At 55.9% G+C, this 24456-nt stretch carries 9 protein-coding genes and 1 pseudogene; 2 read left to right on the forward strand and 8 right to left on the reverse strand.

Features of this window, described 5'->3' with window-relative positions; genetic code table 11:
- Window positions 1–13: 13 nt before the first annotated feature.
- The 5 genes from JT718_RS06860 to JT718_RS06880 form a co-directional block, all read right to left on the reverse strand.
- A complete protein-coding gene (locus JT718_RS06860; protein WP_240336967.1) occupies window positions 14–5947 on the reverse strand; it encodes a PKD-like domain-containing protein in 5934 nt (1977 codons plus the stop codon).
- Window positions 5948–6864: 917 nt separating this feature from the next.
- A complete protein-coding gene (locus JT718_RS06865; RefSeq protein WP_205501492.1) occupies window positions 6865–7890 on the reverse strand; it encodes a PorP/SprF family type IX secretion system membrane protein in 1026 nt (341 codons plus the stop codon).
- A 4-nt stretch (window positions 7891–7894) separates the two neighbouring features.
- Window positions 7895–14494 (reverse strand): T9SS type B sorting domain-containing protein, encoded by a 6600-nt coding sequence (locus JT718_RS06870; RefSeq protein ID WP_205501493.1) that lies wholly within the window; start codon window positions 14492–14494, stop codon window positions 7895–7897.
- Window positions 14495–15330: 836 nt separating this feature from the next.
- The gene (locus JT718_RS06875; RefSeq protein WP_205501494.1) at window positions 15331–17217 is read right to left on the reverse strand and encodes a gamma-glutamyltransferase family protein; all 1887 of its coding nucleotides are present in this window, start codon (window positions 17215–17217) and stop codon (window positions 15331–15333) included.
- A gap of 393 nt (window positions 17218–17610) precedes the next feature.
- On the reverse strand, window positions 17611–19323 hold the full coding sequence (locus tag JT718_RS06880) for a potassium channel family protein (protein ID WP_205501495.1): 1713 nt from the start codon (window positions 19321–19323) through the stop codon (window positions 17611–17613).
- A gap of 262 nt (window positions 19324–19585) precedes the next feature.
- On the opposite strand from JT718_RS06880, the gene JT718_RS06885 reads away from it, so the two are divergent.
- Complete coding sequence (locus JT718_RS06885) at window positions 19586–21790, forward strand: acylase (protein WP_205501496.1); 2205 nt, start codon at window positions 19586–19588, stop codon at window positions 21788–21790.
- Window positions 21791–21835: 45 nt separating this feature from the next.
- Window positions 21836–23167, forward strand: coding sequence for a M20/M25/M40 family metallo-hydrolase (locus tag JT718_RS06890; RefSeq protein WP_205501497.1), 1332 nt, complete (start codon window positions 21836–21838; stop codon window positions 23165–23167).
- A 292-nt stretch (window positions 23168–23459) separates the two neighbouring features.
- Here JT718_RS06890 and JT718_RS06895 read toward each other — a convergent pair whose 3' ends face one another.
- From JT718_RS06895 to JT718_RS20820, 3 genes and pseudogenes are all read right to left on the reverse strand, one after another.
- Window positions 23460–23795, reverse strand: a complete 336-nt coding sequence (locus tag JT718_RS06895) for a hypothetical protein (RefSeq protein ID WP_205501498.1) — start codon at window positions 23793–23795, stop codon at window positions 23460–23462.
- Between the two features lie 80 nt (window positions 23796–23875).
- Entirely contained in the window at window positions 23876–24313 is a 438-nt protein-coding gene (locus JT718_RS06900) for a hypothetical protein (RefSeq protein WP_205501499.1), read from the reverse strand.
- A gap of 32 nt (window positions 24314–24345) precedes the next feature.
- Window positions 24346–24456 (reverse strand): annotated as a pseudogene (locus tag JT718_RS20820) (IS982 family transposase); the annotation flags it as partial.

Below are 24456 nucleotides of genomic sequence, written 5' to 3' on the forward strand. Positions count from 1 at the left end.
TCCTCATTTTTCTTTAGCGCATCACGGTTACGTAGCCTCTGTAAGTCATTTCCTGGTTGTCGCAGAGGCGCACCCGCAGCACGTAGTAGTAGGTGCCCTCGGCCAGTCCGCCGCCGTTCCAGTTGTTGCGGTACTGTTTCATGCGGTACACCTCGCTGCCCCAACGGTTCAGGATCACCAGGTCATTGTCGGGGTACTCCAGCAGGTTGCGCACCACCCAGAGGTCGTTCTTCCCGTCGTTGTTAGGGGAGAACACGTTGGGCACGTTGAGTTCAGGGGCCAGGTATTGGGGGGCGATGTCAAGAGAGCTGGAGGCGGTAGAGCAGTTGCCGTTGCTGGCCACCACTAGGATTCTGGCCGATGCCAGCGGGGCGTTGGCCGGGGCGCGTACGGTTACTTTGTTGGTGCCCTGCCCCGACGTGATGGCCCAGCCTTGCTCGCGGGCCTCAATGGTCCAGGTGTAGGTAACCCCGGGCTGACTTACCACTGAGAATTGGTTGCCCACGCAGGCCGAGCTTTCGTCCAGGATCACCAGCTCTTTTACCAAAGGTGGCGCTACGGCAACCCGCAGGTTGGTGACGGCGCTGTTGCCACAGGCATTGGTGGCCTTCACGCTCACGGTGCCGTTGCCTGCCTTGGCCACCACGGCAAGGCTGGCGGTGCCCTGGCCTTTCAAGATGGTCCAACCGGCCGGAACGGTCCACTCGTATGACTCGGCGCCGGCTACTTCGGCAATGTCATAGACTTGCTGCTCGGTGGTTTCGCAGAAGGCGGTAGGTCCGGTGATTACGCTGGGAGCCACTATGCTTACCGTACCGGGCGTTACCTGCAGGGTCTTTTCGGCGCTAACCCCGCAACCGCTGGTGGCTTGTACTTTAATGGTGCCGCTGGCCGCGGAAGGAATAACGGTGATGGAAGTGGTTCCCTGGCCGGCTACCAGCGTCCAGCCCGTAGGAATGGTCCAGTTGAGTTGGGCAGCGCCGGTGATGTCACCAATGCTGTACGTCACCGGGTCCGTATTGGCGCAGAGAAAGCCGCTCCCCGAAATCTCACCCCTGATCACCGGGATGCTGCTGCCCGGAACAACCGCCACAGTTTGGCTTTCGCTCTCGCCGCAGGCATTCTTCGCCACTACCCTGATGGTGCCGGCGGTGCTGCCGGCAGTAACGGTAAGCGTGGTGGTGCCCTGTCCTGCTTCCACTTTCCAATCGGCCGGCAAAGTCCATTGGTAGGAAGTGGCCCCCGCTACCGGATCAATCCTGAACACTATCCCGCTCTGCCCAATGCACGGCTTCAACGCCGAGGCGGTGGCAATGATGGGGTTTGGCCGGGCCAGCGTAGCCGTCTGAATCTGCACTGGCAGGGTGCTGGGCTTGGAGGAAAGGCCACAGGCATTCACCGCCACCACACTCAGGGTTCCGCCGGCGGTGCCGGGGGCCACGGTCACCTGGTGGGTGCCCTGACCAGAGATAATGTCCCAGCCCGCCGGCAAGGACCAGGTGTAGGCGGTAACGCCGGCCACCGCAGCGACCTGGTAAGTTACCCGGGTGGTGGCGCAGGTAACTCCCTGGCTTGTGATGGCGCCCAGTACTGGGGCCGTGACAGGAGCAACGCTTACAGCAAGCGTGGTGGAGGCGCTGGCGCCACATGCGTTTCTAATGGTTACGCTTACCTGCCCTGCGGCAGAGCCCGCCTTTACCGAGATAGCAGTAGTGCCCTGGCCGGCGGTGATGGTCCAGCCGGTTGGTACGGTCCAGGCGTAGGAGGTGGCCCCGTCTACCGCCGGGATAGCGTACGTCACCTGGTTGGCCTGGGCGCAAACGCCGCTGGTACCGGTAATACGCGCTGGTGCTACCAAATCACTGGAACCGGCACTTACCGCTAACACTCTTTTCGGGCCGGTTCCGCAACTATACTGGGTGGTGACAGCTACTTCGCCCGTGCCGGAGCCGGCTCTTACCTGTACCTCTGGGGTGCCCTGGCCGCTGATGATCGTCCAACCAGCAGGTACTTGCCACTGGTACGTTGTAGCGCCGGTGCTGGCGGCTACTTTGTACGTCTGCACGGTATTGGCGCAGAAAGCAGTAGCACCCTGTACGGGGTCAGTGGCGGCAGAGAGAGAAATAGGAATGATAGCCAGGGTTTGGGCCGCGCTGGTCCCGCAGCCCGTGCTGGCCTGTACCGTAAGGTTGCCGGCGGTATTGCCCACTTTTACCACCACGGTGCCGGTGCCCTGTCCGCTCACAATGCTCCATCCGGCAGGAACCGCCCAGGTGTAGGCCATTCCCGCTACTGGATTCTGAACCTGATAGGTTTGCTCTGTTCCGCCGCCGCATGGGGTGGTGGTGCCGGTAATTGCCGCCGGTGCCACAGGCTGCGGAGCCGGGGTAACTTCCAGGCGAAGGGTTGCGCTGGCGCCGCAGGCATTTGCCGCCGCTACGGTAATGGCGCCGGCGCCGGGTCCTGCCGTAACCTGAATGGAGGTGGTGCCCTGCCCGCTCACAATGGTCCAGCCGCTTGGCACGGCCCAGGTGTACTGGGTGGCCCCAGGCACGGCATTCACCGAGTACGTGAGCGCTGTTTCAGAAATACACGGGGCGGTAGCTCCCTGGATCGCCGTTGGCGTGGCCGAAAGAGGTTGTGCTACGGTGATGTTGGTAGAGTCTGTGCTGGTGCTGCAGTAATTGGCGGCCGTTACTTTCACGTATCCGCCCGCCGTACCCGGAGTCACGCTGATAGTTCGGGTGCCCTGGCCGGAAGTAATGGTCCAACCGGCGGGCACGGCCCAGGTGTAGGTTTTAGCGCCCTCCACTTCTGCCACGGCGTAGGTGCGGGAGGCAGTGGAAGAACAGAACGCTTTATCTCCCAGAATGGGGCCTATTTTGGCCGGGGCCGAGGAAGACAGGTTTACCTGCAAGGCTGCTTCGGCACTGGTGCCGCAGGCATTCTGGGCTACCACCCGCACGGGCTCAGCCACTGAACCTACCCGCACCACCAATTTGGTTGTGCCCTGGCCCCGCACAAGGGTCCAGCCGGTAGGAATGGTCCAGGTGTAGGAGGTAGCGCCGGCCACTGGGGCAATGGAGTAGGTGACTTCTCCCTGGTTGGCGCAAAGGGCCGCAGGGCCGGTAATCTGGGTGGGAGCGACAGGAATGGTGGAAGAAATGGAAACCGGCAGGCTGCGGGTGGTGTTCTGTCCGCAGCCGTTGGTGGCCGTTACCTGAATGCTGCCTCCGTTTGCTCCTGCTTTGACTATAATTTCTCGGGTTCCCTGACCGCTTACAATGGTCCAGCCGGCGGGTACCTGCCAGTTGAAGGAAGAAACGGCGTTGTTGGAGGTGATGCTGTAGGTAAGTTGGTCTGCGCTGGCGCACACCCCTGCTTGCCCTTGAATGGTTGCTGCCAAAGCCGGCGCGCCCGTGGAAGGGGTGACCGCCAGCGCAGTGGAGGTGCTCTGGCCGCAGGCGTTGCTTGCGGTTACCAGCAGACGGCCTCCCGTGGTTCCTGGCTTTACCACCACCGTGGCAGAGCCCTGGCCCGAAACAAGGCTCCAGCCCTGGGGCAACACCCAGGTATACGTCAGGCCCGCCACCGGCTGGCTGATGGTGTACGTTTGCTGGGCGCCAGCGCAGGGAGCCGTTTCACCGGTGATGGCCACCGTCGCAGCCGGAAGCTCTGACGTGGGGGTTACCAACAGGGTTTTAACGGGGCTGTCTCCGCAGCCGTTGCTGGCCGTAACAGAGATGGTGCCGGCCGTGGTGCCCGCTTTCACCTCAATAGAAGACGTGCCCTGCCCTGAAACCAGGGTCCAGCCAGTGGGCAAGGACCACACGTAAGATGTGGCGCCGTTGAGTGCCTTAACTGAGTACGTGAGGTTCTCCTGCGAAAAGCACGGGGCCGCTACCCCTGAGATAATGCCGGGGATGCTGGGCGGCGCAGTACTTACGGTTACTTTGAGCGTTACGGCAGTGCTTTCGCCGCAGGCATTGGTGGCGATGAGTTTCACCTCACCGGTAGAGTACGCTTTCACGTTAATCCTGCGGGAACCCTGCCCTGACAGGAGTCGCCAGTCGGCGGGAACGCTCCATTGGTAAGAGGTAACCCCTTCTACCGGCTCTACCGAGTAGGTCTGTTCAGCCTGCGAGAGGCACAAAGCCGTGCTGCCCGAAATGGCGCCTATGGCCGGAATGCCACTGGAAACAACTGTTCTGATGGATGCTTCCGGGCTGGTGCCGCACCCGTTCCGGGCTTTTACGGTCACTTGCCCAGCCGAGGTGCCGGCTTTTACTTCCACGGTGGCGGTGCCCTGCCCGCTGAGGATGGTCCAGCCTTCGGGCACGGTCCAGGTGTAACTGGTGGCGGTTGGGTCATTGGCTACCCGGTAGGTAATCCGATCGGCATTGGCGCAGACTTGCTCCGGGCCCGACAACTGGGTAGGCTTCTGTGGGGCCGAAGGAGATACTGCTACCTGGGCCTCGCTGCTGGCGCTTTTCCCGCAGCCATTTTCGGCGGTTACCTTCACCTGTCCGCCGGTGGTGCCCGGGGTGACAGTGATGGAGGTGGTGCCTTGGCCGCTCTCTATGGTCCAGCCTGCGGGTACGGTCCATTGGAAAGAAGCCGCTCCTGAAACCGGGGCAATGGAGTAGGTGATTCTGTCTTTACCGCCACAGATCTCCTTGGGACCCGTTATGGTAGAGGGCATGGGCGGGGGCGAAGAAACGGTGCTTACCTCCAGGATGCTTTCCGGGCCTTCGCCGCACGCGTTTACCGGGCGCACCGAGATCCGGCCGCGGGCTTCGGCGCCCCCGGTGGTCACGGTGATTTTGTTGGTTTCTGCTCCTGACGTAATAGTCCAGCCTTCGGGAAGGGTCCAGGCATATTTTCGGGTTCCGGCAACTGGGGCCACCTGGTACACATTTCCGGGGGTGTTCACGCAGAGGGACGTTTGCCCGCTTACCTCGCCCAGTTTGGAGGGTGTGGCGCAGATAGATAGCTCAGAGGTGTTGTTCTTGATGTTAGGGTCTTTGCCGTCGCCGGTTACGGTGGCCACGGTGGTGGAAAATTCCGTTCTCTGGATGCTGGCGGTGACCACCAGCACGGCAACGCTTCCGCTGGGCAGTTGGCTGATGGTCCAGTAACCGGTGGCCGGATCATAGGCTGATCCTACGGAAGTGGTGGAGGTGAGGTATTTATGTCCTGGCTGGTCAAAGGAAACGGCCACGTTGGTTTCCGCCTCGGGCCCCAGGTTTTTCAACGTGATGGTGTAGGTAACCACCTGGCCCACCCGGTAAGGTCCTTCGGTGACGGTGTGCTTTATTTCCAGGTCAGACACATTGTCGGCCAACGGAGTGATGTCTGTTTTTAGAAGTGACACACTGCCTGCTTTGCTCCAGAGGTTGCCTTGCACCTGGGCGTTGGTGCTGGTGATGTTCCCGGCGGCTACAACGGCCCCTTTAAGGGCGGTTTGGTTGCCGAGGGTTACTTTTCCGGCTACCTGCCAGAAAACGTTCCTGGCGTTTACTCCTTTCCCCAGTTCAACGGCCACGCCGGGGTTTACCAGCAAGTCGCCCTCCACCTGGAAAATAAAGCTGGCGTTTGGGTGCCTGTTGGCCAGTAGCCGCAGGGTTTTGCGGAGGTGGGCATTGCCTTTGATCCGGTAAACCCCTGGTTTGAGCTGGCCACCCGACAGCGCCTCGCCCTGCAGGGTGGCGGTGGGCGGTTGCTGCTGCAATTCGGCATACACCCTGGCCAGGTCTGCCCGTGCCTCCGGGTTCCGGGACGCTGCTGGAAGAACACCGCCTTTTATTTTGCTGCTTTCCTTTCCTTCAACATGGGTGCCTCCTACAACCGTGAACTGCTGCAATGAATTTAATGCGGGTATTTTCTGTGTATATGCTTCAAACTTAAGCAGAAGCAAGGCAGTGATTAGTAGTAAACGTATTTTCATACAACTCCTCCAGGGGGCTTTAGGATGATTTGTTTTATTATTAATCCAATTGTATTAAAGAAATGTACCAAGCGTAGGAATGATAAGAATCTAGTGTCAAGCCTGGAAAAGGTAGTTCTTTAGGTAGTATGGATGATAAATTTCCTTATTTCCATGGTGATTGATAGCTTTTAAAAATGCTTTGATTAATTGATATAGTACAATAAAATTTCACTTGTGCAAAATTATCAAATAAATTGTGATATCCGTGGAATTCTGAACTTTATAATTTTAATTTCGTAATAAAGAGGTTTGCACAACCAAGTGGCTGTTGGAGGCAAAGGGCTATGGACGGCTACATTACAGGGAAGCAGCCGGTAGCCGTTGCCAAAAGATGATGGGGTGAATTAAAGAAGGCGGTAAGAAAAGAGCCGGCTTTGCGGAGAGTGCCTGTGCCCTCAACGAATTTGTGGGCGCGGTTTGTAGCGGAAACGAGTGCCTTTGGCTCTAGCTCTGGCTTCACAGGAAAATCTTGCTATCGGCTGTAGCTGCCTTTACCCTTCTGCATGCCTCTTGCCTATCTAATCTCAGTAAGCCTGTTTTGCTCCTCTTTTAGTGAAAACGGCCGGAAAATGCAGGCACAACTTCTTAAAACGCACATGCAAGAGCGCAAGGACACAAAGTTGCATGCACCTGGCCCAATGAGCAGAGAGGCTATTTACGGCTTCTTTTCAGCAAAACAGCCCCAAAACAGATTTGATTGAAGCGTAAGTCGCAGGGCTGCAAAAGCCTTGGGCATAAAAAAAGCACCGGCCTGGGTAGCGTACCCTTACCAGGAACACGCCACTTAGGCCGGTGCTTATTCATCTAAACAGGACACCTCCAGGTGCCCCGTTTAGGATGTTAAGTGCTGCTAGTGCCTTGCGGGGCAACCAGGTTTACCACACCCAGCGGGGGCAAATGACTTTCAATCTGTTGTTGAGCTTGAAGCCCACCATAAACTCATGCGAGCCCGCGCTGTTCTCATTCTGCCCAGAAGTGGTAAGGTCGTAGGAATACCCGAAGTCCAGCACGTGGCTCACGTACGCGCCAAAGAGAAAAGAGACGGCATCCCTGTCGCGGTAAGAGGCGCCAATCCATACCCGCTCATTATACATGGCTTTCATGTTCAGGTCAATGGCACCGCGGCTTGGGCCGGCCTTCTTGTACAGGATTGAGGGGGTAAACATCAGGTCATGGACGCTAAACCGGTAACCTGCCGTCACAAAATAATGCGGGATCAGGCGGCCTGAGATGCTTACGTCCAGCGGAGTTTTAAAGTCGCTCTTGCTGTTGATCAGCTGGGCCCCCGAAATCCCCAGGAACGCGCGGGAGGTGTAGAGCCAGGTGCCAATGCTCACGTCTGCCTTGGTCAGGTTCACCTGCTCCCCCAAGAGGGCGGCATCGGTTGGGGTGATGCTTCTGGCCTTGCTGGTATTGAAGCTGTTCTTGAGAACCCCCGCCGAGATGCCCGACGACAGGTTAATGGACCTGGTGAGCGGCAAATGGAACGAGTACATGAGGTTCACCGAGCTGGTCTTCAGCAGCCCTGCCTGGTCTACCTGGGCAATGGCCCCAATGCCGTGGTGCGGACTCACCCGATGGAACCTGTTGTTCCGGTTTACCGAGCTCCTGGGCTTGGTGTTTCTGGCCTTGCCGCGGCCTTGGGCGTTGCGGTCACTCTTGCCAATGGAGGCGTGCATGCTGGTGTAGAAGGTGGTAGGCGCACCCTCAATGCCAATCCACTGCTTCCGGTAGGAGGCACGCACGTCCATGTAGTTCTCAATTCCGGCCACGGCCGGGTTTATGACCAGGCTGTTGGTCATGTATTGGCTGAACTGGGGCATTTGCTGTGCCGCAGCCCTGAAGGAAGCCATCCATACCAATGTCAGGCTCACAACTACTAAATACTTTCCTGCTTTCATGGCCTTATTTGATGATGGTGATGCTTCCGGCAATCGGTTTCTCGTCCTTGTCCAGGTGAATGATGTAGTAGTAGGCGGCTACCGGCAACGGCTTGCCTTGGTAAGTGCCGTCCCACCGGGTCTTGTAGCCCTGGGAAGAGAAGAGTTTCACGCCCCAGCGGTTGAAGATCTCTACCGTGCAGTTGGGGTATTTCTCTATGTTCAGGATTTCCCAGTCATCGTTGATGCCGTCTTTGTTCGCCGTAAGCACGTTGGGAATAAAGACTTCCGGCAGCACGGTCACCGTTACCTCGTCCTTGGAGATACATCCCTCGGCGGTGGTCACCGTGACCGTGTAGGTAGTAGTTTCCTTTGGCGTGGCCGTGGTAGAGGCGGTGTTCACCGAGGACAACCCGGTAGCCGGCGACCACTCGTATTTCACCCCGCCGGTGGCCACCAGCTGGGTAGACCGCCCTGCAATAATGGTCACATCGGGGCCGGCGTTTGCCGAAGGCGGAATCACCTCTACCTGCACGGCGGTTCTGCTGCTGGTGCAGCCCTCCCGGGTGACGGTCTGGGCGTAAAACGTGGTGGTTTCAACCAGGGCCGGAGTGGGAAACGTAGCACCTACGTACAGCAGCCTTCCGCCCTGCGGCTGGTCATACCACTCTACCCCAAACCCCGGGTTGGTGACGGTGACGTTGATCCTGTCGCCAGAGCACACCCTGGGAGGCGCCGAGGCCAAGGCCGGGGCTGCCGGTAAAGGCTTCACCAGGATGCGCACCACGTTGCTGGGCTGATTCTGGCAAGGAGCCGAAACTACCACCCTTCTGAACCAGGTAGTCTGCGTTAACCCCGCCGGCTGGTAGTTGATGTCTGTGTTGGTGCCCGGAGCAGGCGTAAACGTGCCGGTAGGACCAGTGGTGCTTACTTCCCACAGGAAAACGTTGCTGGAGCCGCCTCCGGTAGGCAAGGAGCCCTGCAGCAAGGCAGGAACTACACCGGCGCAAACTTCCTGCTCTGTTCTTATGGTGTTGTTGGCAATAGGCGTGATCACCGTTACCTTAACGGGAGCGCTCTTGCTCTCCAGGCAAGGGAAAGAGGTCACGGTACGTCTGAACCAGGTAGTTGCCCTGATAGCGCCCGGGGTATAATTGGCCGTTCTGTTGTTGCCGGCGGCAGGAGTAAACCTTACCCCGTCGGTGCTGCTTTCCCAGAGATAGGTGTAGGTCCCGTTGCCGCCGGTTGGCACCGATCCGCTGAGTGGCTGAACGGCATCACCGCTACAGATGGTCTGGTCGGCGGTGATGGTGTTGTTGGCAATGACCGGCACCACCGTGATCTGCACCACTGCCGAGGTAAGGGAGCACCCCCCTGAGAATACCGTCCGTCTGAACCAGGTGTTCTGGGTAAGGCTCTCGGGTTGGTAGCTGCTGCCGGTGTTGTTGCCTGCCGCAGGAGAGAACCCGCCGGTAGCCCCGGTGGTACTGCTTTCCCAGAGGTAGGTGTAAGTGCCGTCGCCCCCTTGTGGTTGCGTACCGGTAAGCATGGCCGGCGGAGTACCCGAACAGGTAGACTGCGGGAAGGAGATGCGGTTATTTGTGATTACTGGGCTGATGGAGATCCTGACGGCGGCACTTACGCTGGGCAGGCAAGGACCAGCAGTAACCCTGCGCCTGAACCAGGTGACTGTGGTGATGTTGGTGGGCAGGTAGGTGCTTCCGGTGTTGTTGCCTGCGGCCGGAGCAAACCCGCTGGTAGGACCGGCAGTGCTGCTTTCCCACAGATAGGTGTAATTGCCGTTGCCGCCAGTAGGCTCAGTGCCGGTGAGCAAACTAGGGCTGGAGCCTACGCAAAGCGCCTGGTCTGAGGAGACAATGTTGTTCCCTATGTTTTGATTTACCGTAACTACTACCGCCGTGCGGGGGCTAACGCAGCCTTTGGCATCGGTGATTTGCACGTAATAGGTAGCGTCAGCGGTGAGTACCGGCGTGATGAAGGAAGTGCCTTGCCCCAGCAGCGTGCCGCCGGTTTCAGCGTCAAACCACTGGTAAGAGCCTGCGCCGGCTCCTGTTACTGCCAAGATAGCGCTGTTGTTTTCGCAGATGGTCTGGTTGGCCACGGTAGGCGAGGCCGGCAATGGGTCAACCGTGATTTGCACTGCGGCGGAGGTGCTGGTGCAACCACCCGTGCTGACTACCCTCCTAAACCAGGTGGTTCTGGTGAGCGCGCCAGGCGCATAATCCATCGCATCTGCCCCGGGAATTGCCGTGAAATCAGTTGCCGTGGCCGAGGTGGTGCTGCTTTCCCATTGGTAGGTAAACACCGCGCCCGGTCCGCTGGCGGGTGTGGAGCCCGTTAACCGTTGGGGGGCCGTATTGCTGCAAATGGTCTGCGGAGCGCTGATAACGTTATTGGTCACCGGCACGGTAACCGTAACTTTCACCAGGTTGCTCAAGTCGGCTGGGCAGGCGCTTCCTTCTACTCGTCTCCTAAACCAGGTGGTTTGGGCCAGGTTGACAGGGGTGTAGCTCTGTTGCGTTGCATTCGCAACAGGCGCGAAGCTGCTGCCATCGGTACTGGCTTCCCAGACATAGCGGTACGTGCCAGAGCCGCCGCTTGGCTGCGACCCCGTCAGCTCCTGCGAAGCCGAACCTGCGCAGATGGTTTGCTCCCCGGCAATGGTGTTGTTGGCGATAGGCTGTTGCACCTCAACTTTCACCGCCGGACTGGTGGATGTACAGGTCCTGGAAATTACTTTTCGTCTGAACCAGGTGTCTTGGGTAAGCGCCCCCGGGGCAAAATCCTTGTCAGTAGCCCCTGAGATGTCTGTATAGGTGGAGCCGTCGGTGCTTTGCTCCCATTGGTACGTGAACACATTATCGCCGCCGGTAGGTTGTGCACCAAGTAAAGGGGCGGGAACCGAGCCGGTGCAAATAGTCTGGGTTTGGCCGTTCGTGATGACATTGTTTTCCAGGGCAGGGCTGACCGTGATCTGAACCACGTCACTGGTGCTGGCGGCACATGCTCCGCCAGATACCACTCTCCTGAACCAAGTGGTGGTGGTAAGCGCCATGGGCGCCAGGTCACGGGTGGTGGCATTGGCGATAGGGCTGAAGCCGGTGGTTGCCGAAGTGGTGCTTTGCTCCCAAACGTAGGTGTAGGTACCACTGCCTCCGGTTGGCTCCAAACCGGTCAAGGCCTGGATGGTTTCCCCCGCGCAGATGGTTTGCTCCGCTGAGATGGTGTTGTTGGCAATAGGTTGCTGCACTTCTATGAATACCGGTGCGCTCGCGCTTTCCTGGCAGGTGCCAGACGTAACCACCCGTCTAAACCAGGTATTCTGCGTGATAGCTTCCGTAGGCGTGAAGTCCTTGCTGGTAGCACCTGCAATTGGTGAGAAGCCTGTTGCATCAGAGGTGGTGCTGCTTTCCCATTGGTAGGTATAGGTGTTGTTGCCGCCCAGGGGTTGGGAGCCTGTGATCACGGCCGGAACGCTTCCTGTGCAGATGGTCTGGTTAGAGGATACCGTATTGGCGGTGATTTCAGGCCGTACGGTAATTTCTACGGCGCCGCTGGTCGTCACGCATCCGGCCGAGCTAACTACCCTCCTGAACCAGGTGGTGGTGGTGAGGACCTGCGGCGTGAAATCTTTGGTATTGGAATTAGGAATAGGCACGAACCCGCTGGTTCCTGAGGTGGAGCTGGATTCCCAGGCATACGTGAAAGACCCGTTGCCGCCGGTTGGCTGAGAGCCCGTCAGAACGCCTGGCGTTTGGCCGGTACAAATATCCTGGCCGCCTAGTACCGTGTTGTCTGCAATGGCAGGAGCTACCCTAACCCGTACCTCAGAGCGGGAGGTGCTAACGCAGTTATTGTCATTGATGGCCTCCACATAGAATACAGTGTCTCGGCTTAGCACCGGAGTTCTGAAGGAGTTTCCGGTGGTCACTAACACGCCGCCGGTGCTGGCCGTGTACCACTTGTAGGTAAAGCCTGTTTGCGCATTCACCGCTAGGTCGGCTTGCTGGCCCTGGCAGATGGAAACGTCATTGGAAGCAAGAACAGGAGCCGCCGGCGTAGGGCTAAACGTGAACGCCACCACGTTGCTTATGTGTACCGGGCAGGTCTGCGAGGCAATGGTTCTCCTGTACCAGGTGTTGCGCGTAATGACACCAGGCGTATAATCTTGTTCATTGTTGGTGCCCGGGGCATCAGCGAACGTTACGCCATCTGTACTGATTTGCCACTTATACTGGTAAGGAGCGCCGTCTCCACCGGCGGGAACAGAGCCGGAAATGGTTTTAGGGGCTTCCCCCTCGCACACGGTAAGAGGTGCCTGTGGGGTAATGGTGTTGTTGGAAACAGCTCTGGTTACTACTACCGTTACGGGAGTTCTGGTGGAGCTAACGCAGCTAAAGCCACTAACCGCTTCCACATAAAACGTGGTGGTGCTGGTTAAGTCCGGTGAAGGCGTAAAGGAGGTGCCGGTAAAAAGCGGGGTGCCGCCGGTTGCCTGCGTGTACCAGCGGTACGTAAGGTCTGTGGCGCTTCCGCTTACGGTAAGAGTGGCAGGCTGCCCTTCACAGATGGTGAGCCCCGTTACCGTAGGAGGCAGAGGCAGGTCCCGGATGGTGATTTCCTGTGATGCTGCCACCGAGGTGCCGCATTCATTGTTGGCGGTAACGGTGACTTTGTATGTTCCCTCTGCCGGGAAATCAATGGAGGGGTATTGTGACGCATCGGTGGTGCCCCCTACAAAGGCAGCGCCGGCAGGTCCGGTTACCGTCCATTTGTAGGCGGTGATTGCCCCTGAATTTGGATCATACGATGGTCTATGGGACGTGTTGGCCTCTGTAAAGGCGATGGTCTGGGGAGCGCAGTATTCCCTGGCCGCCGGCAAGGTGACAATGGGCGGAGACTTTACTACCACCTGGGTGCTGCTGCTATCGGTTCCGCAGGGATTGATGGTCTTCAGGGAAAGGGTGTAAGCTCCGGCTTCCGTGAAATTGAAGACAGGGTTTTTGCTGGTAAGAGAGCCCGAGGTAATGGTATAGCCAGTGTTGGGCGAGACAAACCACTGGTAAGACAGTTGCGCTCCCACAGATTCATTGGTGGTGGCTACTTCCAGGTTGGTACATCCGGTGGCTGGGTTGACCGTGGTGGAGAACTTAGAAGTGGGCACATCAATGACGGAAAAGACCATGGTTGTGTCATGCGAGTTACAGCTGTTGGTTACTTTCAGCTTGATACTGTAATCACCTGTGCTGGTAAACTTGATGGCAGGGCTAAAAGAAGTAAGCGTTCCGGCGGTAAGTGTCCATCCGGTGGCCGGGCTAATCTCCCATAGGTAGTTGGCATTGGTGTTACACCTGCCAATACCCAGCATGTTAGCCCCAGGGTCTGAGGTGTTTTTGAGGGTATAAGGCGTGTTGAGGCACCCCACCGAACTTTTTGGCTCCACTTCAAACCTGGCTCTCGGAGTAGCCGAAATGAAAATGGAGCTTACGGTAACGTTAGTGATTCCGCAGGGGTTTGATGCAGTAGCTATCAGGTTGAAGGAGTCTCTGTTGTTGTTGTTGCAAGAGCTTTTTCTAAACGTGTGAGAAAGGCTGGAGGGCACATTGTCTTGTGTGAACGTATAAGCCGGGCTGCCATCGTCAAATTGAAAGGTGTAGATGGTGGCCGGGCTGTTATTTGCCACTCCTGAGATAGGAAACGTGTACGTAATAGGGGCGCAGCCAATGGTACTTCCCGGGCTGCCCACCGTAAGGCTGGGGTTGCTTCCGTTATAGACTAAAATGTTACGGGTAGTGGTACAACCATTGGCACCGGCAATGATATATTTTAGGTTGAACGCGCCTTGGGTGGTGTAGGTGTGCTCCGCCCCATCAAAAGTAGCGGGAAAGTTTTCTACCTTACCGTCACCCCAGTCAATGGTGTAGGATCTATTAGTACTCTTGGTGGTGGAAGTGTTTCTTACCTTTAAGAGGTAACTTGATGCTACCGATGAACAATTGGTGAAGGGTAAGGTGAAGTTCTGGGTGGCCAGGACATCTTCCAAAGATGGATCTGCCCGTTGCGTTACCGTGATCACTTTTGTGACCTCGTTTGTGCAGCCTCCCGCATTGGTTACTTTTAGCTTGACATTGTACGTGACCGTGCCGGTTCCGTTTGAGATAAACGTGTGGGTGGGGGATTGCGCGTCGCTGGTGTTGTTCCTGCCTGAGGAGGGGTCTCCAAAATCCCATTCATATTTGAAGCCTGCGCCTGTGGGAGCGCCGTCAAACCTGACGTTGGCGCCAGAGCACACGTTGTCTGTGAAGGTGAAATCGGCAACTGGGTTAGCGCTTGCGGTAACCGTGATAGGAGAAGAAGTGTTTTCTGTGCAGGAACTACCCTTTACCAGAACGGAATAGTCGCCGGTGGCAGCCACTGTTAGTGTAGTAGACGTCTGACCAGAGATGGGGGCACCATCCTTCAGCCACTGGAATGTAGCGCCGGCACTGGACGAGGAGGCGGTAAGGACAACTTGCTGCCCCGGGCATAAGGTAGTGGGGCCGCTAGCGGTTACGGTTACATTACACTCCTGGGCGTAAGTCTGGAGGCAGGAGAGTAAAACCAAAAAGCACGCTGTAAATAGGCTACGGTAAAGTTGCACCATAAGCTGAACGCTGTATTTATATAAAATATTAGATCAATGAAAAAGCTCTGCTTTTAGGGGGAGGTTGATTAATGGACAAGGTTTTTAGTAAAATGATTCAATTATTTCAATAAAAATTAATATTAGCAAGCTATTATATAGATAATTTTTAAGATGATAGAACGGTTCTATGGGGCAAGCAGGGGTAAATCGCTAAGTATTATAAATAGATATTATAATCATGATAAAGAGGGGAGAGTAATGTTGAGCAATTTTGAATAATTCAAATAAGAACTATTCTTGAAATGTTACATACATTAAAGGAAGAATTCCCCAGGCTGCCTAAACTATGCGGATAAATGTTTCATAGTCTAGAATAGCCCTGGCTCAGGCTTTGTTTCACCTAAGTTTTTGCCTTGCTACACCGCCTTGTAACTTCAGTGAGATAAAGCATAAAGAAAGGTTTGTCAATGAAGAATGTTGCTTTTTCAAGTGTGTTTGTACATCCGTAAGATGCTATAAATACTTAGAAGCAGTAGCTGGTTTTCCGCAAATATTGGAATAGGTATAAATCTAGGCGAAGGGTGAAATATGGTTCAGGAATGGATAAGGATTGGGTTTGGAAGAGGTGTTTTCCTGTCCTCTGACCCATGTACAGACTTTTCAGCGCGGTAAGTACTTCGCAAACCAGCCCTTGCCTTCTTGCCAAAACCAAGGGCCATGCGGCGCTCATCCCCTGTTGTGGGGCGTAAATGTTAAGGGGCACTACCTGATGGTAGTGCCCCTTGGCGCATTGAAGGCTGCTGTTGAACGCACCATCACCACCCTATTCCATAATCTTCACCGTGGTTGCTGGAGCCGCCCCAAAGGCTGCCATGTTTCCAATCAAAGTAGATGGCGTTGATAGGGCCGCTGGTACGGTCATCAAAGCTTAAGGTATAGCCCATCTGTTTCAGTTGGGTGCGGACAGCTTCCGGGGTGCTGTCGTGGAGCAGTATGTGGCCGGGCTTTGGCTGCCTGTCTTCGGTTTTAGTGCCGCCTAGGGAGAGCCAGAGTTGGTTAGTGTTGAAGTTAGCCGCCTCAGAGGCCTGCTGCACGGTCATGCCAAAGTCCACCATGTTCAAAAAGAACTGCAGCAGGTTCTGTTCCTGGGTGTCTCCCCCTTGTACCGCGAAGGACAGGAAAGGCTTCCCGTCTTTTAGGGCCATAGAGGGCGTTAAGGTCACCCGGGGGCGTTTACCTGGCTCTACTACGTTGAAGGGATTCAGGTTCGCATCCAGTACAAAGCTTTGCATCCGCTGGCTCATGCCAATGCCGGTATTCCCGGCAATGCAGGCCGGGTTCCAGCCGCCGCTGGGGGTAATAGACACTACCCAACCTTCTTTATCAGCGGCCTCCATGGTGGTGGTACCCAGCCAGAGCCTTTGCTGGTAATCAGCTGTGGATGATTCGTTGCGGATGTCGTGGGTGGGGGCGAAGTTGCGTTTGGTGGTGTCTAGCTCATAGCCTCTTTCCTTCAGGAGTTTGAGGTAAGGGTTCTTCAGGCCTTTGCCCTCAAAAGGGTAAGGATCGCCGGGGCCAATGTTGGGGTTGTTCTTGTCTGGCCGGATGAGCGAGGCGCGCTGCTTGGCGTACTCTTTGCTGAGCAAACCTTTCATGGGTTCCTGCGGCGGAAAGTAGGAGTCGCCGTAATAAAAGTCCCGGTCGGCGAAGGTGAGGTTCATGGTCTGGTACACGGTGTGGATGTACCTGGCGCTGTTGTAGCCCATGCTCTTCAGGTCAAAGTTCTCCAACACGTTCAGGGCCTGCAGCAGCATGGGGCCCTGGGTCCATTGCGGTAACTTGTACACGTCAATGCCCCGGTAGTTGGTAGAAAGCGGCTCTTCTTCTAACGGCTTCCACTTGGCCAGGTCCTGCATCGTAATCAATCCACCTTGTTCCTGGCAGCCGCGCACAAACTCTTTGGCAATGTCGCCGGTGTAAAAGCGTTCATAGGCAGCCATGATGGCTTCTTTGCGGCTCTTGCCTTTTTTCAGGGCCGCTTTCTCGGCATCTACCAGTTTGGTGAGGGTGGCCAGCAAATCCTTCTGCACGAAAATCTCGCCGGCTTCCGGGGCTTCCCTTTTCTGGCCTAAATGGGGCAGAAACACTTTCTTGCTGTAGGGCCACTGCTTGAGGCGTTCTTTTTCGCGTTCAAAGCTGTTGGCCGTCTGAGCCTCTATGGGGTACCCGGCGGCCATTTCCATGGCTGGGGCCAATACTTGCTCCAAACTTAGGGTGCCGTAGTTCGCCAGCATGTGCAGCAGGCCGCCGGGCGTGCCCGGCGTAGTAGCGGCCAAAGGTCCGTATTCCGGCGGAAAATGGTAGCCTTTGCCCTTGAAGAAAGCCGCCGTAGCGCCGGTAGGAGCCACACCCATGGCGTTGATGGCAATTACCTTTTTGGTTTTGGGGTTATAGATTAGGGCTTGTGTTTCGCCGCCCCAGCTTAAAACATCCCACATGGTACAGGTGGCGGCCAGCATGGCACAGGCTGCATCCACCGCGTTGCCGCCTTTCTGGAACGTCATGGCCCCGGCGGTGGCTGCCACTGGCTTGCCCGTAATGGCCATCCAGTGCTTGCCGTGCAAAGGCGGTTTCTGCGTTTGCTGCGCAGTGGCAGACAGGAGCGTGCAAAGACTGAGAAGCAGCGTAAAGAAGTGTTTCATACCCGTAGCGTTGGAATAGCTTAAAGTAGGCAAAAACGGCTTAAAAACGGCGCGTCAGTCTCTGTTTTTAATCGCAGACCCAGAAATGTCAATCTCTGCCGTTTTCCCCGGGACAGATTGTCCTGCAAGGAAGAACAGAAGCTGTTTTTCAGGAAGCAACCCAAAGCTATTTTACTATTTCATTTTGTTCAATTTGGCGCTGTTTTGGACAAAACAGCCCTGAAACGGAACCCGGGACAGCACATCACTAAAAGCTTCTCTCTAGGCCGAGGACTGAAACCTTGGGTTCGCGCTTTAATCCTCTCTTTTACCGTAATGCGTCAAGCGGCAAGAAGCTGGCTCGCGGAAACCAGCTATTCCCGCAGTTGCCTTTCTGCCTGCTGCACAACCCGTTTATTTTGCCCTTTCCAGGAAATCGTTCTGGCCATACATGCTGAAGAACTTGTTCTCGGCCTCTACGGTGCCAATCAAAATGATTTCGGCCTGGGGCGGGAGCACCATGAACGGGTCTGGGTTGATGATAAGGTTGTCTCCCTGCCGCACGGCAATAATGGTACAGCCGGTTTCCTGCCTGATGGAAGACTGGGCAATGGACCGACCGGCCAACTGCTCTGGCACCTGAACCTTTAGTAAGTCTAACCCCTCGGCTACCATCAAAATATCGCTTCGCTTGAGCAGGTTGAAGATGGTGTTACCGCCCATGGACGCGTAGGACATCACAAAGTCGGCGCCGGCGCGGTGCATGGTGGGCAGGTTGCGCTGCAGGGTAGAGCGGGTGATGATCTGGATGTCGGGGCGCAGGCGGCGGCAGTAGATGGTGAGGTACACGTTCATGTCGTCGTCATGGGTGGTGATGATCACGCACGGCGATTCGTCAATACCCGCGGCTTTCAGGATTTCCAGTTCGGCGGCGTCGCCCAGCACGTAGTTTGGATTGGCCTTTACCCGGGCCGGGTCTTTCTCCACAATCCTGTAGTCCAGGTTACGGTCGGCCAGCGACTTGCCCGTGGCCCGGCCCACCCGGCCGCCGCCCAGAATGATCACGGGGCCTTTCAGGTGCTTTTCGGTCTGGAAGACCTTGTTGTAGTTCTCTATCTGCCTTTTGGACCCGGCCAGCACCAGCACCGTGGTCTCGGTGATCAGGGTTTCAGGTTGGGCGGCCCCAAACTTGCCCCGCTCCCAGACGCCCACCACGCTCACGCCTACCTGCTCGCGCAACCGGGTCTCTTTCAGGGTTAAGCCCACCAGCGGCGAGCCGGCCACCGAGGCCTCGGCAATCTGCAGTTCCTTGAATTCGCCAATTACCTGGGCGCAGGCATCGCCGCCGCTGGCGCGCCGGGCCAGGAAAACGCCCATCATTTCGCCCAACTGCAGCACGTGGTTGCTGCCCGCCAGCTCCAGAATGTCTACTGAGGCCGCAAAGTTACAGGTAGAGATGATGGGCACCTGGCTGCTGATTTCCCGCACCGTGAAGGCAATGTTGGTGTTGATCACGTCGGTGGCCGTGGCCGCTACCAGGGCCGCCTGGTGCACGTTCACCCTGGTATAGGTTTCGGGGTCGTCCAAATCGCCCAGCATGACCCGGATGCCCAGGCTGTGCAACCGCAGCCCTTCTGCCAAATCGGGGACCAGCACCACATAAGGGTAACCGAACTGGTTTAATTTGTAGATCAAAGCTTCGGTGACCGGGCCGTACTGCGTGAGCACCACATGGCCGCTGGTGCCCGCCGGAAGGGCGCGCGGTACCTGGGCGTCTTCCTGGGCTTTCATCCAGGGGGCGTAGAAGAAATTGATGAACGTGAACGGAAACAGGATGAGCAGGAACACCATGCCAGAGAGCAGCACCACAATAGAGAAAAAGCGCCCCGAATCGCTATGAAAGGTAATGTCGCCAAAACCCAGGGTAGACATGACGGTGAGGGTCCAGTACAAACCCGTGATCCAGGAGAAGGTGCGCCCCTCCCGCAGCATAAGCAGGTGAAAGATGATGGTGAAGACCGCAATTAAGGCCAGCAAGACCAGCATGAACTTCCCCAACAGGATGAGGTTACGCCGGTCAGGCTTGTTTTTGAGGAAGAGTAAGAGTTGGGTAGGTAAGAATTTCATAGCCACTGCATACTACGGAAGAAACGGGAAATAGGAAAAGCCCTGAGGGTACTTCCTGCCGAACAGGGCGTTTGGGGGCCGGTTTGCCGAAAACAGCCCCAAAACGGGCGGTGCGATTCAGCCGGAAGTAGCCCCTTTTATACAACGGTACTGTCCTGTTTTGGCAGGCCTCTCCCCGGGGCTATTTCTGCCTCCTGTTTTGCCTGTGTTTTCTAGAAAATAGCCTTAAATTGGACATCCATCAGTTGATCTTTCCTGCTTCATGAAATCCATTGCCAAACCCATTGCGTTTTACTTCCTGTTTGTCTTTTTCCTGTTCTCCTGCGCCACCGGCGAGAAGATGGCTTCCTCCAGAGAGGTAGACAAGTGGCAGGAACAGGCGGCGCGCGTCACCATTATACGCGATGATTTTGGCGTGCCCCACGTCTACGGCAAAACCGATGCCGATGCGGTCTTCGGGCTTTTATATGCGCAGTGCGAAGATGATTTTAACCGGGTGGAGCGCAATTACATCTGGGCCATCGGCCGGCTGGCCGAAGTGGAAGGCCAGGAAATGCTCTACAGCGATCTGCGGGCCCGGCTGTTCATGACCAAAGAGGAAGCCATCCGGCACTACGAGAAAAGCCCCGAGTGGCTGAAAACCCTCTGCCAGGCCTTCGCCGATGGCATCAACTACTACCTGCACACGCACCCCGAGGTGAAGCCCAAACTACTGACGCGCTTTGAGCCCTGGATGCCCATGTACTTCACCGAGGGCTCCATTGGCGGCGACATAGAAAGTATCGCTACAGACAAGATCAAGGCGTTCTATGGAGAGAACAAAGCCGCAGGGCTTACGGGCTATCATCCGGCCACGCAGCCCAACCTTCTGGCGGAACCCAAAGGCTCCAACGGCTTTACCATCTCGGGCAAACGTACGGCCTCGGGCAACGCCATGCTGCTGATCAATCCGCATACGTCTTTCTTCTTTAGGGGCGAGGTGCACGCGGTGAGCGAAGAGGGCCTGAACGCGTACGGCGCCGTGACCTGGGGGCAGTTCTTCATTTACCAGGGCTTCAACGAGAAAACCGGCTGGATGCACACCTCGGCGTACGTAGACGTGATAGATGAATTTGAGGAAACCATTGTGAAGAAAGATGGCAAGCTGTTCTACCAGTACGGTAGTGAGCAGCGGCCGGTCAGTACTTCTCAGGTAACCCTGGCTTACAAAGAAGGCAACGAGATCAAACAGAAAACCTTTACCACTTACCGGACTCACCACGGCCCCATCACGCACCAGAACGGAAACAAATGGGTAGCCACCGCCCTGATGTGGAAACCGGTAGAGGCGCTTACCCAATCCTACACCCGCACCAAGAAGCGCAACCTGAAGGAGTTCAACGAGATGATGCAGATGAGGACCAACTCGTCTAACGGCACCGTCTACGCCGATGCCGAGGGCAACATTGCCTATTACCACGGTAACTTCTTCCCCAAGCGCGACACGGCCTTTGACTACTCCAAGCCCGTAGACGGCAGCAACCCCAAAACCGACTGGCAGGGACTGCACCCGCTGGAAGAAACCATTCGGGTGATCAACCCGCCCAACGGCTGGATTCAGAACTGCAACTCCACGCCGTTTACCAGCGCCGGCGAATACAGCCCCAAAAAAGAAGATTACCCCGTGTACATGGCGCCTTCGCCCGAGAACTTCCGGGGCATCCATGCGGTGCGGTTGCTCAAGAAAGCCGAGAACCTGACCTTGGATAAACTCATTAGCCTGGCCTACGACCCGTACCTGCCCGGCTTTGAGGTGCTCATTCCCGGCTTGGTGAAGGCGTACGATAAGCTCAAGCCCAACGACCCTAAGCTGAGAGAGGCCATGGAGGTGATGCGCCGTTGGGATTATGCCGTGTCCAAAGAATCGGTGGCTATGTCTTTGGCGCACTTTTACGCCACTCTTTCCACGAGGAACGGCAGTGCCCCTAAGAGTATGAACCTGATCCAGCGCTTTGACTACTACGCAAACCAATCGCCGGAGCAGGAGCGGCTGGATCTGTTCCGCCAGGCCATGAACCAGGTGGAAAAAGACTTCGGGCAATGGAACACGCCCTGGGGCGAGATCAACCGCTTTCAGCGCCTCACCGGCGACATTCAGCAGCCGTTCAATGATGCCAAACCGAGCCTTCCCATTGGCATGGCCTCGGGGAACTGGGGCGCCCTGGCCTCATACGGTGCTAACTCCTACAACACCAAACGCCTGTACGGCACCTCCGGCAACAGCTTTGTGGCCGTGGTGGAGTTTGGGCCTAAGGTGAAGGCCAAAACCCTGCTGGCGGGCGGACAAAGCGGCGACCCAGCCTCACCGCATTTTGATGACCAGGCCCAACGCTACGCCGATGTGCAGTTCAAAGACGTGGCCTATTACCGGGAGGATGTGGAGAAACGCGCCAAAGCCACCTACCACCCGGGAGAGAAAAGACAATAGAAGCCATTCTCTCCAACCCATACCAACAGCACTAACAAACAACCCATGAATTCCTTCTCTCAGCTCCTGCTCCGCGGTCTTTTGCCAGTCACCTTTGCTCTCGGCACTTTGCCTGCCTTGGCCCAATCTACAGAAGCCGCCAAGCCCATCGCCGTTAACAAGCGTTACGAAAACGAGATAAAAGCCCTGGCCAGGAACTCCGCGGTAAAAGCTGCTTTCAAGACCATTCTGGAGCTGGAGCCGCAAACACTCCAGGACCTGATTACGCTCACTGAGATACCAGCGCCGCCTTTCAAGGAAGAAGTACGCGGCCGAAAGTACGCCGAGATGCTGCGGGCTGCCGGGGCCGATTCGGTCTGGATAGATGAAGTAGGCAACGTGTTGGCGCGCCGAAAAGGGAAAAACGGCTCCAAAACGGTAGTCATGGAGGCGCACCTGGACACGGTGTTCCCCGAGGGCACCGATGTGAAAGTGAAACAACGCGGCGACACGCTCCTCGCCCCTGGCGTTGGCGATGACACCCGCGGTTTGGCCATGGTGCTGTCGGTTTTAAAGACTTTGGAGAAAACCGGCCTGGAAACGGAAGCCGATGTCTTGTTCATAGGCACCGTAGGCGAAGAGGGCTTGGGCGACTTGCGGGGCGTTAAGCACCTGTTTTCCGAAAAAGGCCCCAAAATCGATTCGTACATTGCCGTGGACGGAACCGGCATTGGGACGGTAACCAACCGGGGCCTGGGTTCGCACCGGTACCGCATCACGTTCAAAGGTCCGGGAGGGCATTCTTCGGGGGCTTTCGGGCTGGCGAATCCGCACAATGCCTTGGGCCGGGCCATCCACTACTTCGCCGTAGCCGCCGATCAGTTTACCAAAGAAGGCATAAGAACCACCTACAACGTGGGCGTGATTGGCGGCGGCACCTCGGTGAACTCTATTCCGTTTGAGTCCTGGATGGAAGTAGACATGCGCTCTGAGAGCCCCGAGCGGGTGGAAGGCATTGACAAACTCCTGCAAGCTGCCGTGCAGCGGGCCTTGCAGGAGGAAAACCAGATGAAGCGCCTGGGGGCCAACCTGACGGTGGAGGTGAAACTGATTGGCGACCGTCCGGCGGGCGGCGTAGACCCTGGTGTGGCCTTGGTGCAGCGCAGTATGGCCGCCACCCGGTTCCTGGGCACGGAGCCGGCGCTTCGGGTGGGTTCCACCAATTCCAATATCGCCTTCTCCAAAGGCATCCCGGCGGTGACCATTGGCAGCGGCGGCAAAGGCGGCGGAGCGCATGCCCTGGACGAGTATTGGATCAACGACAAAGCCTACTTGGGCGCTCAGCGTGCCTTGCTCCTGCTCCTGGCCGAAGCGGGTATGGTGAAGGGGAAGAGGTAATAAGAGTTAAGCAGTATGTTGAAGTTCCTGCAGAAGATGTGGTACATCTAGGTGCTGCTTCTTCTGCAGGACCACATTTTTTGGGTATTACCAATGGCAGTAGGGGATCTTAGAAGGGGTAATTGTGATGCTAACCACATGCCTGTGACCCGACTTTAGGAAGAGAAAGGCGTGGATGGGTTAAAACAGGCACAAAACGGCAAATAGAAATGACAGAATTAGTTGCTGCCCGTTAATTAGCTTTACGGCTGAAGGAATCTGTGATTGGCAAAGTTGATACCTATGCTCTTGTTCACACATCCTCCCCTGAGTTTCCTTCCTTTGATTGGCTGTATCTTGCTGAATCTTCAATAAACTTAATAAGGTATGGGTTTTTCATGTCGTCTTCATGGCTCTGGGGGATGATAGAGTCAAACTGAATGGGGTTGAAGGAAATACCCGGCACCTCCTCAAAATAAACGTAAGAAGTAGAGGAAAAAACCATTGTTTCCTCTACGGTGTAGATTTCCCCCAACTTCAGGTGTCTTTGGATATTATCCTTGTCGTGACCATACCCCATCATCATGTAGTTCTCCTTAAGCTTGACCTTATGCCCAGGAAGGGCATAGATAGACATAGTAGAATCCATAGGAATTAGGTTAAAGTAAGAGGCTTCATCTTTTTAGATACTAAATCCTAAAGCCAAAGTTTTTAAAAATGACTTAACAGCTACATGATTTTGCTGATGACAAAATTGGTGTTCTTGATGAACGTAACCCCATCGCGCTCTTCCAGTTCAAAGCCTTTCTTCTCCTCATTATTATTGGCCTTTTCCCTTTCGTTGTACTCCTTCAAGATGGCCATTGCCTCTTTTATTTTGTTATTTCTAAGCTCGTCGTAATACTCCAGATAGGCCAATACTTGTAGAAAGTTCAGGCCCCGTATGAATATGCCCGCCGGGTGGATAAGCTTCCAGTAGAAAAGGAACAAGCCGTTTTTAACTTCCAATATTGCGCCTTTACTCAAATACCTCTCATAAAGCAAGCTGGTGTAATTGCTGGCCTCATTTGGGTTTGTGCCCTCATTCAGGAAGATTTTCGATTCTATATTCTTGAACTGCCTGTTATAGGCTGCCACGCGAAGGAGAAGATTGTAGTGTTCATCCATTCTGTATTCAGTTAATTAACCCAAGTTGCGATTTACTCGATGACTTGAGTTAGAGAGTAGGCGGAGATAAATAGGATAAGCTTAAGGATGAATCCTTGGGCAGTGACGGCATGGATTTTCTTTGGGAAAAAGCCGGTGATACC

This window comes from Rufibacter psychrotolerans (genome assembly GCF_016924645.1).
Lineage (GTDB): Bacteria > Bacteroidota > Bacteroidia > Cytophagales > Hymenobacteraceae > Nibribacter > Nibribacter psychrotolerans.

Bases quoted from the DNA above. Each gene is read 5' to 3' on its own strand.
- JT718_RS06860 (WP_240336967.1), bottom strand. From the start codon at position 5,947: ATGAAAATACGTTTACTACTAATCACTGCCTTGCTTCTGCTTAAGTTT.
- JT718_RS06865 (WP_205501492.1), bottom strand. From the start codon at position 7,890: ATGAAAGCAGGAAAGTATTTAGTAGTTGTGAGCCTGACATTGGTATGG.
- JT718_RS06875 (WP_205501494.1), bottom strand. From the start codon at position 17,217: ATGAAACACTTCTTTACGCTGCTTCTCAGTCTTTGCACGCTCCTGTCT.
- JT718_RS06880 (WP_205501495.1), bottom strand. From the start codon at position 19,323: ATGAAATTCTTACCTACCCAACTCTTACTCTTCCTCAAAAACAAGCCT.
- JT718_RS06885 (WP_205501496.1), top strand. From the start codon at position 19,586: ATGAAATCCATTGCCAAACCCATTGCGTTTTACTTCCTGTTTGTCTTT.
- JT718_RS06890 (WP_205501497.1), top strand. From the start codon at position 21,836: ATGAATTCCTTCTCTCAGCTCCTGCTCCGCGGTCTTTTGCCAGTCACC.
- JT718_RS06895 (WP_205501498.1), bottom strand. From the start codon at position 23,795: ATGGATTCTACTATGTCTATCTATGCCCTTCCTGGGCATAAGGTCAAG.
- JT718_RS06900 (WP_205501499.1), bottom strand. From the start codon at position 24,313: ATGGATGAACACTACAATCTTCTCCTTCGCGTGGCAGCCTATAACAGG.